Raw genomic sequence first — 15522 nt, forward strand, 5'->3', positions numbered from 1 at the left:
CGGGTCAGCCGGCCGCCCGAGCGCCGTCCTTCTTCCGGATCGCGTCGAACTCCGCGACATTGCGCTGGTGTTCCGCGTAGTCGGCGGTGAAGCGGGTGTCGCCCGGGCGGACGGTGACGAAGTACAGCCAGTCGCCCGGGGGCGGGTTGATGGCGGCGCGCATGGCCTCCTCGCCCGGGTTGCCGATGGGGGTGGGGGGCAGGCCCATGCGCTGGTAGGAGTTGTAGGGGCTGTCGACACGGGTGTCGCTCGCCGTGGTGCGCAAGGTGGAGCGGCCGAGCGCGTAGTTGAGGGTGGAGTCCATCTGGAGTGGCATGCCGCGTTCGAGGCGGTTGAAGACGACCCGGGCGACCTTGCCCATGTCGGCCTTGGTGGCCGCTTCCGCCTGGACGATGCTCGCGATGGTGACGGCCTGGTAGACGTTCATGGCGTTGCGCTGCGCTCCCGCGGCGATGGGCGCGCCGTTGAACTTCTCGTTCGCGGTGTCGACCATCAGGGCCAGGAGCTTCTCGGGGGTCGTCTTCTCCTGGAGCGGATAGACCGCCGGGAAGAGATAGCCCTCCGGGTTGCCCCCGGCGTCGTTCGGCAGTTTGAGGGCGGCCTTCGCCAGGGACTTCTTCGTGCTGCCGGGCGGCAGGGCGAGGGCCTTGTCGACGGCGGCGTAGACCTGGCTCGCGCGCCGGCCCTCCGGGATCACCAGAGTCGCGGGCCGGCCGTCGTCCGCGGGCCCCAGGGTCAGCAGCGGCACCGCCACGGCGGTGCCCACCACGACGGCTCCGGTCGCGACGAGGGCGATACGGCCCCGGCGCGTCAGTCGAATCGTGCTCCGTGGCGGAGTGTTCTTCTGCATGCGGGCACGGTAACCCGCATATCGTCATAAACCCGGCATATTTTCATCTTGTCGGTTCCATTTGGGCGTCCCGGCGTACGAGCGCCGCGTACCGGCCGTGCCGCTCCAGCAGTTCCTCGTGGGTACCGAGTTCGACCGCGCGCCCCGAGTCGAGGACCACGATCTGGTCGGCGCCCCGGACCGTCGACAGCCGGTGGGCGATGGTGAGCGTGGTGCGGTTCGCCGACAGCGCGTCGATGGCGTCCTGCACGGCCGCCTCGGTCCGGGTGTCCAGCGCGCTGGTGGCCTCGTCGAGGATGAGCACCGGCGGGTCGCGCAGGATCGTGCGGGCGATGGCCAGGCGTTGCTTCTCGCCGCCGGAGAAGCGGTGGCCGCGCTCACCGACGACGGTGTCGTAACCGTCGGGCAGGGACGCGATGTGGTCGTGGATCTGCGCCGCCTTCGCCGCCTGGTACAGCTCCTCGTCGGAGGCGTCGGGCTTGGCGAAACGCAGGTTGTCGGCGACCGAGGCGTGGAAGAGGTAGGTCTCCTGCGAGACGACGCCGACCGCGCGCGCCAGGGTGTCGAAGTCGAGGTCGCGGACGTCGACACCGTCGAGGGTGACGCGGCCGCCGCTCACGTCGTAGAGGCGCGGCACCAGGTAGCCGAGCGTGGACTTGCCGGCGCCGGTCGGGCCGACGACGGCGAGGCTGGAGCCGGCCGGGACGGTGAGGTCGATGCCGTCGAGGACCGGGCCGCCCTTGGCGTCGTAGCCGAAGGAGACCTTCTCGAAGCGGACCTCGCCCTTGACCCGGTCGAGGCGGACCGGGTCCGCGCGCTCGGTGATGTCGATCGGCAGGTCGAGGTACTCGAAGATGCGCTGGAAGAGGGCGAGCGAGGTCTGGATCTGCACACCCGTCGACAGCAGGCTCACAGCCGGGCGGAACAGGCCCTGCTGGAGCGAGACGAACGCGACGATCGTGCCGATGGAGACGGCGGGGCCGCCCAGCTGGAGGGCCATGCCGGCGGTCCAGTAGATGACGGCGGGCAGGGCCGCCATGACGATCGTGATGACGGCCATGCGCCAGCGGCCGGCCATGTTCGAGCGCACTTCCAGGTCGACGAGTTCCTCGGACTCCTCGGAGAAGGACGTCGTCAGCGAGTCGGAGCGGCCCATGGTGCGGCCGAGCAGGATGCCGCTGACGGAGAGCGACTCGGTGACCGTGGCGGCCATGGCGGCCATCTGCTTCTGGCGCTGGGTGGTGATCTTCCGCCGTTCGTTGCCCACGCGGCGGCTGATCCACACGAACACCGGCAGCAACAGCAGCGAGACGACGGTCAGGCGCCAGTCGAGGGCGATCATCGCGACGATCGTGGCGATCACGCTGGTGGCGTTGGAGACGAGCGAGGTCGCGGTGGAGGTGACGGTGGCCTGCATGCCGCCGATGTCGTTGGCGATGCGGGACTGCACCTCGCCCGTGCGCGTGCGGGTGAAGAACGCGAGGGACATGCGCTGGAGCCGGCCGTAGACGGCGGTGCGCAGGTCATGCATGACGCGCTGGCCGACGGTCGTGGAGATCAGGGTCTGCAGGACACCGAAGACGCTGGTGAGGACGGCGCTGAGGATCATGCCCAGGGCGAGCAGGCTGAGCAGGCCGGTGCGCCCCTGCGGGATCGCGACGTCCAGGATCTCCTTCAGCAGGAAGGGCGTGGCCACCGAGACCAGCGACGCGGCGCCGACCAGCAGGCCGACGACCGCGAGGCGGCCCCGGTAGGGGCGGAAGAGCCTGAGGATGCGGCGGACCTGCCGGGGCTGTTCCTTCGCGTCGGCGGGTGCGCTCCAGGGGGCTTCATGGTCGGGGTGCATGGGCTCCTTCGGGAGAGCGGTGCGGCCGGGGGCCGGGACGGCGGATCGGATCGTAGCTCATTGTTACCTATACTCACAATGAACATCATCCTGATATTGTTCCCGTATGACCTCCCCCGATTCCGACGGCCTGCTCGCCGAGCAGTTGCTGCGGCTCACCCGCCGGGTGCACCGCATCCAGAAGCGCCATCTGGAGCAGCGCGACCTCGGCATCACACCGGCCCAGTCCCGCCTGCTGCGCACGCTCGCGCACTGGGGCTCGCCGCCGCGGATGGCCGACCTGGCCGAGCGCCTCGAGGTGGTGCCGCGGGCCGTGACGACGCTGGTCGACGGTCTGGAGGCGAGCGGTAAGGTGCGCCGGGTCCCGGACCCGGCGAACCGGCGGGTGATCCGCATCGAGCTCACGGACGACGGCCGGGGCGCGCTGCGCGAGCTGCGGGCGGCGCGCAGATCGGCCGCGGAGGAGATCCTCGCGCCGCTCACGGAGGAACAGCGCGACGCGCTCGGCGGGCTGCTGAACACGCTGATCGACGGAGCGCCGGTACGGTCCTGCTGACCGGCCGGACCACGACAACGGGCCGCGGCCGCCGCTCGACGTGCTGGAGCGGTGGCCGCGGCCCGTTCGGTTTCGGTTTCGGTCAACCGGCCTCGGGAGCGGGCTCCTTGACGCCCTTGGGCTGCTGAGCCGGGATGCCGGGGGCGAGCGCGTCGGTGCCGGTCTCGCCGCCGGCGCCCTTGTCACGGTCGTCCGGCTCGGAGGCGTCCTCCCCGTCGAGCACCCTCTTCGCCCGGGCCACATCCAGCGCCCCCTCCCAGCGGGACACCGCGAACACGGCGACGCAGTTGCCGAGCAGGTTCGTGACGACGCGCATCGAGTCCATGATGCGGTCCACGCCGAGCAGCAGGGCGACGGCTCCGGCCGGGATGGCGCCCAGGGACGAGGCCGTCGCGGACAGGGCGAGGAACGCCGAACCGGGGATGCCCGCCATGCCCTTGCTGGTGAGCATCAGCACCAGGACCACGGTGATCTGCTGACCCAGGCTCAGGTCCACGCCCACGGCCTGGGCGATGAACAGCGTGCCGATCGACAGATAGAGCGAGGCGCCGTCGAGATTGAAGGAGTAGCCCGTGGGCAGCACCAGGCCCACCGCGTCGTCGCGGGCCCCGGCCCGGCGCAGCTTCTGCATCACGCGCGGCATGACCGACTCGGTGGACGCGGTGCCGAGCGCGAGCAGCATCTCCTCGCGGATGTAGCGCAGGAACTTCCAGAGGCTGAGCCCGGTCACCATCCGCAGGGCGACGGCGAGCAGCGCGACGAACAGCGCGGCCGCCACGTAGCAGAGCACGATGAGCTTGGCGTACGTCTTCATCACGCCCAGCCCGTAGTTGCCGACGAGGTGGGCCATCGCGCCGAACACCGCGAGCGGGGCGAGCCGCATGATGAACCCGACGACCGTGAAGATCACTTCCTGGGCCTGGTCGACGGCGGGCAGGATCTTCGGCACCTTGGTGTGTCCGAGGTGCAGCAGGGCGGCGCCCACCAGACAGGCCAGGATGAGGACTTGGAGCAGTTCGTTCTCGGCGAAGGCGCCGATGAAGCTCTCGGGCAGCGCGTTGAGGACGAACTCGGTCGTCGAGGGCAGATGGCCACCGCCCGTGCTCTGGTCCACCGCGGCGGCGTCCAGCGAGGACGGGTCGACGTTCATGCCCTTGCCGGGACCGACGACGTTGGCGGCGACGAGGCCGATGACCAGGGCCGCCGTGGAGGCGACCTCGAACCAGATCAGGGCCTTGACGCCGATCCGGCCGAACGCCTTCAGGTCACCGGCCTTGGCGATGCCGACGACGACCACGCAGAACACCAGGGGCGAGATCACCGTCTTGATGAGCCGGGTGAAACCGTCGCCGAGCGGCTGGAGAGCCGTGGCCGTGTCCGGCCACAGCTTCCCGACGAGGATTCCGAGGACGAGTGCGCAGAGGACCTGCGCGAAGAGTGAGGTACGCAAGGTGCGTGCGACGCGCCGCGGCAGGGACGGTACGGACGGTGGCACGGGGGCCTCCTTGGGGGACGGGACACACAGAGGCCGGAGGGGACTTCTGCGATACGGAAAGCGGCTTCCGTAGCCGTTCACTGTGGAGGCTGTCTTGATCGCGCACAAGACCGCAACGTTTCAGCCATGTAAAAGCGTCCTAAGTGATGCATGTCACGCGCACCTCACGGGCCCCTTCAGCAACGGCGGAGGTCGCCCGTGAGCACCCCCTGCACGGTGGTCAGCATGCGGTCGTAGCAGCCGTGCGAGCCGTACAGCCGATAGCGCTCACGCGTCGTGCCGACCGCGTGCCGCTGGTCGCGAGGCACGTTCGCCGTGTACGTGGCGTCGCCCGTATAGGAGTCGTCGAACCGCGACCAGGCCGTACGACGGCCGCCGCGCGTCTCGACGGCCGTGGCGCGGTCGCCGAGGGCCAGCACGGTGCGCAGCCGGTCGCCCGCCCCCAGGGTGGTCGTGCCATCCATGGTGTAGGTCCGGTGCGTACGGGTGGTGTGGGCCGGTCCGGGCCCGTCGACGGTCACGGACTCGTCGTCGGTCCAGGTGGCATCGAGGGCGTCGGTCGTCTCGCCGTCCGTCCAGCGGTGCCCGGAGGTGTGGGCGAGCGAACGGCCGACGGTGGTCGTGACGCGGCCGTGCGAGGTGTCGACGTATCCGGCGACGGTCAGCCGGTGGGCGCCCTCGGTGTCGACCCGGTGCTCCGAACCAGGTGTATACGACGAGGAGTTGGCGAGATCGCCCGCCTGGTGGGCGGTGAGCTTCCCGGGTACGCGGGCGCGCTGCTCGTCCTGCCAGACGAGGATGTTCACCGGTGTGCTCCAGCCGGTCTGCCCCTCGGGCACGCCGGCGACCGAGACCTCGACGCGGTGCGGTCGGCCGTCGTTGAGGAGCCCGGCGAAGGGGGTGAGGTCGTAGGTGATCGGCTTGATGTCGAAGGCGCGCGGGCCCGGGATCACGTACCAGAGGAACGGGTTGGACCAGCCGCCGGTCCACACGGTGGGGAACGGCGCGGCGATGCCCGCGAGCCGGCCGTCCACGCTGATCTGCACCTCACGGTAGGAGCCCCGGGCCGCCTTGCAGGAGTACGGCGCCGGGTCGGGCACCGTCAGGTACCAGTACTCCTCACAGCCGCCGCCGGAGCCGGTGGCGTACACCTCGGCGACGACGCGCTCGCTGTTGCGCGGGGTCGTGAGGGTGGTCGCGCCGTCGGTCCCCCGGTCCAGGGTGAGGACCCTGTCAGGGCCGCTGTTACCGTCAGGACGGCCTGGGTGGAACGTCAGGGTGACCTTGACGTCGAGGACGCCGGTGTAGGTGTCGTCGACGACGTTCCCGATGAGCATCTCGACGTCCCGGCGACCGCGGAAGGTGTCGCTGTAGCGGGTGACGTCCTTCTGAACCGACCACGCGATGCCGTCGGGCGAGGGCTGCGGTGTCGACGTACGGAAGATCTCGACCCCGCCGACACGCAGATAGCCGAGCCGGTCGTACTGCCGCCCCTTGACCTTGCCGTCGAGCCGCAGCACCACCTTGCTCCAGCGGTCACCGCAGTCGCCGGGCGGCGTGTACGTGCCCCGGTACGGGGTGAAGTCACGGAACTGCGCCTGGGCCAGGGTGACTTCGCAGGACCTGCCGCCGGGCTTCGATACGGGCGGGGCCGCCGTGACCGGGTCGTGCCAGTCGGTGCCGAACTCGGCGGGGACGTCGGCCGCACGGGCGGAACCGGTCCCGAGGAAAGTGCTCGCCAGGAGGGCCGCCCCGGCAAGCATGGACATGACGATCCGTCTGTTCATGGCCGGTGTTCTACGGGGAGTGCGCCGCCACCGCAATGAGCACCGGCCCGCCGAGCCGCTCTGTTCCCACCCCTGTCGGCCGGTTCCGTTCGGCAGGTCGAAAACCGGTTGCCTCCGACCATGTGCCGACGCGAACCTGTCACGGTTTGCTGCCATCGGCCGAACCCCCGTCTCCCCACCCCTCATCCCCCCATCCCCCCGTTCCCCCTGACACGAGCCACTGGGACGTCATGCAGATTCAAGACCTTCCGTACTCCGACCCCGGCGTGCCGGACGCGCGTTCGGGTCCCCGATTCCTGTGGTGGCTCTTCCGCAATCAGCTGGACGGGCAGCTCAAGTCGCTGGCGTGGGGGCTGCTGCACTTCGCCTCCGTCGCCGCGCTGCCGTTCTGCGTCGGTGTCGCCGTACAGGCCGTCGTCGACCGCTCCGGCGGTCAACTCGCCCTGGCGGGCGGCCTGCTGGCGCTGGCCTGCGTCGGCAACGCCGTCGGCGACACCTACCTGCACCGCACCGCCATCACCAACTGGATCACGGCGGCCGCCCGCGTCCAGCAGTTGCTCGCCCGCAAGGCCGCCCATCTGGGCTCGGCGCTGACCCGCCGCGTCGCGGCCGGGGAGGTCGTGGCGGTCTCCACCGGTGACGTCGAGAAGATCGGCTGGTTCGTGGAGGCCTGGTCGCGGTTCACCGCGGCCCTGGTCACCATCGTGCTGGTCTGCGTCGCTCTCCTCGTCTACCAGCCCGCGCTCGGCGTGGTCGTCGCCGTGGGACTGCCCGTGCTGGCGCTCGCCGTGCTGCCCCTGCTGCCCCGCGCCACCCGGCGTGCCGACGTGCAGCGTGAGAAGGCCGGACGCGCCACCGAACTCGCCTCGGACACCGTCGCCGGTCTGCGCGTGCTGCGCGGCATCGGCGGTGAGGAACTGTTCCTCGACCGCTACCGCCACGCCTCCCAGGAGGTCCGGCACGCGGCGGTGCGCAGCGCCCGGATGTGGTCCCTGATCTCCGCGATCCAGGTCCTGCTGCCGGGACTGCTGCTCATCGCCGTCGTCTGGTACGGCGTGCACCTGGCGCGCCAGGGCCGGATCAGCGTCGGCGAACTGGTCACCGTCTACAGCTCGGTGATGGTCCTCACCTATCCGCTGCGGCACTTCGAGGAGATCGCCATGGCGTACTCCTTCTCCCGGCCGTCCGCCAAACGGGCCGCGGGCGTGCTGGCGCTGGAGCGTGCCACCGACACCGCCGGATCGCGCGGGGCCGAGCTCCCGTCCGGAGACCTGTACGACCCGGACACCGGGCTGCTCGCGAGCGCAGGCCGGCTCACCGCCGTGGTGTGCGGCGACCCGGACGCGGCCGGCCGGCTCGCGGAACGGCTGGGCGGACACCCGCCGCAAGAGGGCACCTCGGTGCTGCTCGGCGGTGTGCCGCTCGACGAACTCCCGCTGGACAGTGCCCGTACGGCCGTCCTCGTCCAGGACAAGGACCCCGTGCTGCTGTCCGGTTCGCTGCGCGAACTGCTCGACGTCCCCGCGTCGGGCGCCGTCGAACCGCGGGCGGCGCTGGCCGCCGCGCAGTGCGACGACGTGCTGGCCGCGCTGGTGCAGGGCTCGGTGGACGCCGCCGACCCCATGGACGCGCGGATCACCGAACGCGGCCGGTCCCTGTCCGGCGGCCAGCGCCAGCGCCTCGCGCTCGCCCGGTCACTGATCACGGACCCGGAGGTGCTCGTCCTGGACGAGCCGACCTCGGCCGTCGACTCGCACACCGAGGCCCGGATCGCGCAGGGCGTGCGGGAGTTGCGCGCGGGGCGCACGACAGTGGTGTTCACCTCCTCGCCGCTGCTGCTGGACCGCGCCGACCGGGTGGTGTTCCTGCACGACGGCGAGGCCGCGGCGGCCGGCACGCACCGTGAGCTGCTGCGCGCCGAGCCCCGCTACCGGGCGGTGGTCACCCGCGAGACGGACGACGAGGTCGCGCTAACCGGTCCCGTCGCCCTGAAGGACGTCCTGCACGAACTGGAAGAGATCGAGGAGAAGGCATGATCGGCGTGGCGCCTCCGGCGTACGACCCGGCCGCCCCGACGACGGCGAACACCCTGCCGGTCGGCGCCCCCGCGACCGTCCGCGCCTACGTGGCGGAACTGCTGCGCCGGCACCGCCGGGCGTTCGTGCTGCTCGTCGTCGTCAACACGGTCGCCGTCGTCGCCTCGATGGCGGGCCCGTGGCTGCTGGGCGGAGTCGTGGAGCGGGTCTCCGACGGGGCGCGGGACCTGCGGCTGGAACTCACCGCGGGGCTGTTCGTGGCGGCGCTGGCCGTCCAGGCCCTGTTCGTCCGCCAGGTGCGGCTGCGCGGCGCGATGCTCGGCGAGCGGATGCTGGCCGACCTGCGCGAGGACTTCCTCGTCCGGTCGGTCGGGCTGCCGCCCGGCGTGCTGGAGCGAGCCGGGACCGGCGATCTGCTGTCGCGGATCACCACGGACGTCGACCGGCTGGCCAACGCCATGCGCGAGGCCGTGCCGCAGCTGTCGATCGGCGTGGTGTGGGTGGTGCTGCTGATGGGCGGGCTGGTCGTCACGGCGCCGCCGCTGGCGCTCGCCGTGCTGCTCGCCCTGCCGCTGCTGATCGCCGGCTGCCGCTGGTACTTCCGGCGGGCACCGGCCGCCTACCGCTCGGAGGCCGCCGGGTACGCCGCCGTGGCCGCCGCGCTCGCCGAGACCGTGGACGCCGGGCGCACCGTCGAGGCGCACCGCCTCGGTGACCGGCGCGTCGCGCTGTCCGAGCGCCGGATCAGGGAGTGGACGGCCTGGGAGCGCTACACGTTGTGGCTGCGGTCGGTGCTCTTCCCGGTCGTCAACGTCACCCACGTGACCGTGCTCGCCTCGGTCCTCCTGGTCGGCGGCGTGTTCTCCCTGCACGGCTGGATCGACGTCGGCCAGCTCACGACGGGCGCGCTGATCGCCCAGATGCTCGTCGACCCGGTGGGCATGATCCTGCGCTGGTACGACGAACTCCAGGTCGCCCAGGTGTCACTGGCCCGGCTCGTCGGGGTCCGGGACATCGAGCCGGACGCCGGCGACCCCTCCGTGTCCCCCGACGGACGCCATGTGCGCGCCGACCGCGTGCACTTCGGCTACGTGGAGGGCGTGGACGTCCTGCGCAAGGTGTCCCTGGAGGTCTCCCCCGGCACCCGGCTGGCCCTGGTCGGCCCCTCGGGTGCGGGCAAGTCGACGCTGGGGCGGCTGCTCGCCGGGATCTACGCGCCCCGGGACGGCCGGATCACCCTGGGCAGCGCCGAGCTGTCCCGGATGCCGGCGGAACGCGTCCGCGCCCATGTCGCCCTCGTCAACCAGGAGCACCACGTCTTCGTGGGCTCCCTGCGCGACAACCTCCGGCTCGCCCGGACCGGTGCGGGCGACGCCGAGCTGTGGGCGGCGCTGGGCGCGGTCGACGCGGACGGCTGGGCCCGGGCGCTCGACGACGGCCTGGACACCGAGGTCGGCTCGGGCGGCCTGACGGTCACTCCCGCCCAGGCCCAGCAGATCGCCCTGGCCCGCCTGGTGCTGGCCGACCCGCACACGCTGGTCCTGGACGAGGCGACGTCCCTGCTCGACCCGCGCGCCGCCCGCCACCTGGAACGGTCCCTGGCCAAGGTCCTCGACGGCCGCACCGTCGTCGCCATCGCCCACCGCCTCCACACCGCCCACGACGCGGACGTCATCGCCGTCGTCGAGAACGGCCGCATCAGCGAACTGGGCAGCCACGAGGAACTGGTGACGGCGGACGGGGCGTATGCGGCGCTGTGGAGGTCATGGCACGGGTGACGGGCGGGTGCCCCGGGGGCTCGTGAGACGCACGGTCTCGGCGTAGTGGGACGGGGCGGCCGGCGCCGGGGCTGGGCGCGTCGGGCTGGGCGCGTCGGGCTGGGCCGGTCGAGACTAGCCGGGGCTGGGCCAGGTGGGGCTGGCCTGGGCTGGGCCGGGTGGGGCTGGCCTGGGCTGGGCCGGGTGGGGCTGGCCTGGGCTGGGCCGGGTGGGGCTGGCCTGGGCTGGGCTGGCGGTGCCAGGCCGGGCAGGACCGGACGGGGATGAGCGCTTCGGCAGGGAGCGGCGCCCCGAACGACCAGCCCTCCGGGGCGTGCCTCCGGCTCGGTGCTGGGCCTCGGTCGGGCCCGGGCCCCGGTGTCGGCGCGGGTCCAGACGGGGGCGGCATCCGGCTCGGCCCAGGACCGGACTCGGCGCGAAGCCAGACTCAGCCGACCCTTACCGGCTGCGCAGCTCCAAACTCACCGCGAGGCCGTGCACGCCCAGCCCCAGACGCAGCCCGGCCCCCGCCCCGGCCCAGGACCGGCTCAGCTCGGCCCCAAACTCAGCCGGCACCCAGTTCAGCCCAGCGCCAAACTCAGCCCGGCACCAGCTCAGCCCGGGACCAGACCGAGCCCGGGCCCAGGGGCCAGCTGGGCCCAGAGTCGGAGGAGCCCCCGGGGGCAGCCCGACCCCCCGGGGGGCAGCCCGGGCCCCGGGCACCTCCGGCCCGGGGCGGACCCGCCTCCTGGTCCATGGCCGCCGGAGGTGGTCCGTGGCGTTGCGCGGTGGTGAGGCGGGGTGGAAGGCTGGAGACAGGCACCGGCTCGGGGAAACGCCCGGGAACCGCGGCAGCGGTTCGGCGGTGGGCGGCGTCAGTGCTCCGTGTGGCGGCGGCCCGGCGCGGGCCCCGGTGTGAACGGGCCCGCCCCACCCCCTGGAGGTACCCGTGAAGAGCTCCGACGGCTGGGGAGACGACGTCTACCAGCCGGAACCATCCGAGCAGAGAGAGGACACGGGGCTCCTCGACGCCGAGGACACCCTGGAGTACGACGGCGTCGACGATCCCCTCGACCGCGGCTGGTCCCCTCCCGAGCGGCCCTGGGCCGTGGAGCACAGAGGCGTCACGGCGGCGGAGCGGCGGCGGGGCGAGACGCTGGACGAGCGGCTCGCCGAAGAGCTGCCGGAGCCCGTCGCCCCGGACGGTGACGGTCTCGGGGACTGCCAGGGCACCGACGGGGAACTCCTGGACAACGAGGTGGGCGACGCCCGCTCCGGCCGGCTCGTCGCCCCCGACGAGGGCGCGCACGAGGACGAGGAGAGCGCCCTGGTAGCCCTGGACGTGGGCATCGACGGCGCGGCGGCGTCGGCCGAGGAGGCAGCCGTGCACATCGTCGACGAGGACACCCTGTCGGGTTGACACCCGCACCGACCCGAGCCGCGAGGAGCATCCATGCAGCAGGAGAAGCACCCCGACTACCACCCCGTCGTCTTCCGCGACCGGGCCGCCGGGTACGCGTTCCTGACCCGGTCCACCGCGACCAGCGACCAGACCATCGAGTGGGACGACGGCGAGACCTATCCGGTCGTGGACGTGGAGATCTCCTCGGAGAGCCACCCCTTCTACACGGGCAAGGCCCGCACGGTGGACTCGGAGGGCCGGGTCGCCGCGTTCGAGCGTCGGTACGGCGGCCGCTGAGCCCCCTCCCCCGGCGTGCGCCCGGCCGGCGCTCAGATGACGTTGAGCGCCGCCGCGCAGCCCACCCCGCCGAGCAGCATGAACACCGGCATCAGCACCCTGAGCTCGACCCAGCTGCCCGCACGGAACCGCAGGGCCTTCGGCGGTCCGACCGGGTACCAGCGCTTGCGCCCCACCGGTATGGGCCACAGCACCGGGCATCCCGAGACGGTGAGCGCGTCCCCGAGGTCGTGCACGAGCGCCCCCAGGACGACCGGCAGCCCCAGCCAGAGGTACTCCTGCCCCGGCGCCGTGAACAGCCAGTCCGCGCCGTTGCCCGGCTTGTCCAGGACACCCGCGAGGATCCACGCGGTGGCCGCGGCCAGCAGCCACACCAGGACGTCGCTGCTGGAGCCGCGCGCCGCCCGCCACAGCAGACCTTCGATGGCCAGCACCATGTGCACGAAGAGGATCGCCAGCACGCCCCAGCGGTCGCTGGTGATCGCCACGGCCGAGGTGCCCGCACCGATCAGGACCGCCCACAGCCAGGTGTGCGTGAGCGTCCGGTGCCCGCCGGAGCGACGCGGGTCGCCCTGCTTCTTGGTGGCCTTGTAGACGGCGTACGACAGCTTGTCGACGATCTCGCACAGCCAGCGCGACAGCGGCCCGAAGGACCGGGAGATGGTGGCCGCCTTGTGGTCGAGGTCCGGGGCGAGCGCGGCACCGGCGCAGATCAGGGCGCCGACGAGGAGCACCGGCCAGGGCATCGGGCGCCCGGCCGCGGCGGCCGCCGCTCCGACGCCGAGCCAGGCGGCGGCGCCCGACAGTGAGTGTGCTGGTCCCATCATCGGCGTGGCCCGCCCCATTCCTCGTGTACCGCTGTCCAGTTGACCGGCGCGCTGACATCCCGTCGGCGACACAGCGTAGCGTTCGCGATCTTCGCGCCCGCAGCCGATTCCCGCATCGGGCCGGAGGCCAGGCAAGATGGGGGCGTGACCCTCATCGATCAGCTGCCGCGGACCCCCGACCCCGACGCCCTGTACGAAGCCTTCGAGTCGTGGGCCGGTGAGCGGGGTCTCACGCTCTATCCCCACCAGGAGGAGGCGCTGATCGAGGTGGTCTCCGGTGCGAACGTGATCGTGTCGACGCCCACCGGGTCCGGCAAGAGCATGATCGCGGCGGGTGCGCACTTCGCCGCGCTGGCGAGGGACGAGGTCACCTTCTACACCGCCCCGATCAAGGCGCTGGTGTCGGAGAAGTTCTTCGAACTGTGCAAGATCTTCGGCACGGAGAACGTCGGCATGCTGACCGGCGACGCGTCCGTCAACTCCGACGCCCCCGTGATCTGCTGCACCGCCGAGGTGCTCGCGTCGATCGCGCTGCGCGACGGCAAGGACGCCGACGTCGGCCAGGTCGTGATGGACGAGTTCCACTTCTACGCGGAGGGCGACCGCGGCTGGGCCTGGCAGATCCCCATCCTGGAGCTGCCGCAGGCGCAGTTCGTGCTGATGTCGGCGACGCTCGGCGACGTGTCCTTCTTCGAGAAGGACCTCACCCGCCGCACCGGCCGCCCGACCGCGGTGGTCCGCTCGGCGACCCGCCCCGTTCCCCTGTCGTACGAGTACCGCTACACGCCGCTCACCGAGACGCTCACGGACCTGCTGGCGGCCCGCCAGGCGCCCGTCTACATCGTGCACTTCACGCAGGCGCAGGCCGTGGAGCGGGCGCAGGCGCTGATGAGCATCAACATGTGCTCGCGCGAGGAGAAGGAGCAGATCGCCGAGCTGATCGGCAACTTCCGCTTCACCACCAAGTTCGGCCGCAACCTCTCCCGTTACGTCCGGCACGGCATCGGCGTGCATCACGCCGGCATGCTGCCCAAGTACCGCCGCCTGGTGGAGAAGCTGGCGCAGGCCGGCCTGCTGAAGGTCATCTGCGGTACGGACACCCTCGGCGTGGGCGTCAACGTACCCATCCGCACGGTGCTGTTCACGGCCCTCACCAAGTACGACGGCACTCGTGTGCGCACCCTGCGGGCCCGGGAGTTCCACCAGATCGCGGGGCGTGCCGGGCGGGCCGGTTACGACACGGAGGGCTTCGTCGTCGCGCAGGCGCCCGAGCACGTCGTCGAGAACGAGAAGGCGCTCGCCAAGGCCGGTGACGATCCGAAGAAGCGCCGCAAGGTCGTCCGCAAGAAGGCCCCGGAGGGCTTCGTCGCGTGGTCGGAGCAGACCTTCGAGAAGCTCATCGCCTCCGAACCGGAGCCGCTGACCTCCCGGTTCCGGGTGACGCACACGATGCTGCTGTCGGTGATCGCCCGCCCCGGCAACGCCTTCGAGGCGATGCGCCACCTGCTGGAGGACAACCACGAGCCGCGCAAGCAGCAGTTGCGGCACATCCGCCGGGCCATCGCGATCTACCGCTCCCTGCTCGACGGCGGCATCGTCGAGAAGCTCGACGAGCCGGACGAGACGGGCCGCGTCGTCCGCCTCACCGTCGACCTCCAGCAGGACTTCGCGCTCAACCAGCCGCTGTCCACGTTCGCGCTGGCCGCGTTCGAGCTGCTGGACCCCGAATCGCCGTCGTACGCGCTCGACATGGTGTCCGTCGTGGAGTCGACGCTCGACGACCCGCGGCAGATCCTCGCCGCCCAGCAGAACAAGGCGCGCGGCGAGGCCGTCGCCGCGATGAAGGCCGACGGCGTGGAGTACGAGGAGCGCATGGAGCGCCTCCAGGACATCACGTACCCGAAGCCGCTGGAGGAGCTGCTCTTCCACGCGTACAACACGTACCGCAAGAGCCACCCCTGGGTCGGCGACCATCCGCTGTCGCCGAAGTCGGTCATCCGCGACATGTACGAACGGGCGCTGTCCTTCACTGAGTTGGTGTCCCACTACGAGCTGGCGCGCACCGAGGGCATCGTGCTGCGCTACCTGGCCAGCGCCTACAAAGCCCTCGACCACACCGTCCCGGACGACCTCAAGTCCGAGGATCTCCAGGACCTGATCGAGTGGCTCGGCGAGATGGTGCGCCAGGTCGACTCCAGTCTGCTGGACGAGTGGGAGCAGCTCGCCAACCCGGAGGAGATGACCGCCGAGGAGGCCCAGGAGAAGGCCGACGAGGTCAAGCCGGTCACGGCCAACGCGCGCGCTTTCCGCGTCCTGGTCCGCAACGCCATGTTCCGCCGGGTCGAGCTGGCCGCCCTCGACCAGGTCGAGGAGCTCGGCGAGATGGACGCCGAGTCCGGCTGGGACGCCGACGCGTGGGGCGAGGCGATGGACAAGTACTGGGACGAGTACGACGACCTGGGCACCGGCCCCGACGCCCGCGGCCCCAAGCTGCTGATCATCGAGGAGGAGCCGGAGAACGCCCTGTGGCGGGTCCGGCAGATCTTCCACGACCCCAGCGGCGACCACGACTGGGGCATCAGCGCGGAGGTCGACCTCACGGCCTCCGACGCGGAGGGCCGGGCGGTCGTCCGGGTCACCGACGTCGGCCAGCTGTGAGCGGCCGGGCA

At 71.8% G+C, this 15522-nt stretch carries 11 protein-coding genes; 6 read left to right on the forward strand and 5 right to left on the reverse strand.

Annotation, left to right across the window (positions count from 1 at the left end; all coding sequences use genetic code 11):
* Positions 1–4 precede the first annotated feature (4 nt).
* Together mltG and ACFZDA_RS19185 are read right to left on the reverse strand one after the other, a co-directional pair.
* Positions 5–850 (reverse strand): endolytic transglycosylase MltG, encoded by an 846-nt coding sequence (mltG, locus tag ACFZDA_RS19180; RefSeq protein WP_391082507.1) that lies wholly within the window; start codon positions 848–850, stop codon positions 5–7.
* A 43-nt stretch (positions 851–893) separates the two neighbouring features.
* Positions 894–2696, reverse strand: coding sequence for an ABC transporter transmembrane domain-containing protein (locus ACFZDA_RS19185; RefSeq protein ID WP_391082511.1), 1803 nt, complete (start codon positions 2694–2696; stop codon positions 894–896).
* A 106-nt stretch (positions 2697–2802) separates the two neighbouring features.
* Here ACFZDA_RS19185 and ACFZDA_RS19190 point away from each other — a divergent pair, with 106 nt between their 5' ends.
* Positions 2803–3252 carry a MarR family transcriptional regulator gene (locus ACFZDA_RS19190; RefSeq protein ID WP_391082514.1) on the forward strand — a complete coding sequence of 150 codons (450 nt, stop codon included), beginning with the start codon at positions 2803–2805 and terminating at the stop codon, positions 3250–3252.
* An 82-nt stretch (positions 3253–3334) separates the two neighbouring features.
* Here the strand turns inward: ACFZDA_RS19190 and ACFZDA_RS19195 are convergent, their stop codons facing one another.
* On the reverse strand, positions 3335–4747 hold the full coding sequence (locus ACFZDA_RS19195; RefSeq protein ID WP_391082517.1) for a cation:dicarboxylate symporter family transporter: 1413 nt from the start codon (positions 4745–4747) through the stop codon (positions 3335–3337).
* A gap of 176 nt (positions 4748–4923) precedes the next feature.
* A complete protein-coding gene (locus tag ACFZDA_RS19200) occupies positions 4924–6534 on the reverse strand; it encodes a peptide-N4-asparagine amidase (RefSeq protein ID WP_391082520.1) in 1611 nt (536 codons plus the stop codon).
* A gap of 230 nt (positions 6535–6764) precedes the next feature.
* Between ACFZDA_RS19200 and ACFZDA_RS19205 the strand changes: the two genes are divergently transcribed.
* From ACFZDA_RS19205 to ACFZDA_RS19220, 4 genes are all read left to right on the forward strand, one after another.
* The gene (locus ACFZDA_RS19205) at positions 6765–8570 is read left to right on the forward strand and encodes an ABC transporter transmembrane domain-containing protein (RefSeq protein WP_391082523.1); all 1806 of its coding nucleotides are present in this window, start codon (positions 6765–6767) and stop codon (positions 8568–8570) included.
* Positions 8567–10348: an ABC transporter transmembrane domain-containing protein gene (locus ACFZDA_RS19210; RefSeq protein WP_391082526.1), complete on the forward strand. Its 1782-nt coding sequence runs from the start codon at positions 8567–8569 to the stop codon at positions 10346–10348. The genes ACFZDA_RS19205 and ACFZDA_RS19210 overlap by 4 nt, the downstream gene beginning before the upstream one ends.
* Positions 10349–11276: 928 nt before the next feature.
* On the forward strand, positions 11277–11747 hold the full coding sequence (locus ACFZDA_RS19215) for a DUF5709 domain-containing protein (protein WP_391082528.1): 471 nt from the start codon (positions 11277–11279) through the stop codon (positions 11745–11747).
* A gap of 33 nt (positions 11748–11780) precedes the next feature.
* Entirely contained in the window at positions 11781–12026 is a 246-nt protein-coding gene (locus ACFZDA_RS19220; RefSeq protein WP_391082531.1) for a type B 50S ribosomal protein L31, read from the forward strand.
* Positions 12027–12058: 32 nt separating this feature from the next.
* Here ACFZDA_RS19220 and ACFZDA_RS19225 read toward each other — a convergent pair whose 3' ends face one another.
* Positions 12059–12853: a metal-dependent hydrolase gene (locus tag ACFZDA_RS19225; protein WP_391082534.1), complete on the reverse strand. Its 795-nt coding sequence runs from the start codon at positions 12851–12853 to the stop codon at positions 12059–12061.
* Between the two features lie 144 nt (positions 12854–12997).
* On the opposite strand from ACFZDA_RS19225, the gene ACFZDA_RS19230 reads away from it, so the two are divergent.
* The gene (locus tag ACFZDA_RS19230; protein ID WP_391082537.1) at positions 12998–15511 is read left to right on the forward strand and encodes a DUF3516 domain-containing protein; all 2514 of its coding nucleotides are present in this window, start codon (positions 12998–13000) and stop codon (positions 15509–15511) included.
* Positions 15512–15522: the final 11 nt, after the last annotated feature.

Source organism: Streptomyces sp. NPDC007991, from assembly GCF_042958445.1.
GTDB lineage: Bacteria > Actinomycetota > Actinomycetes > Streptomycetales > Streptomycetaceae > Streptomyces.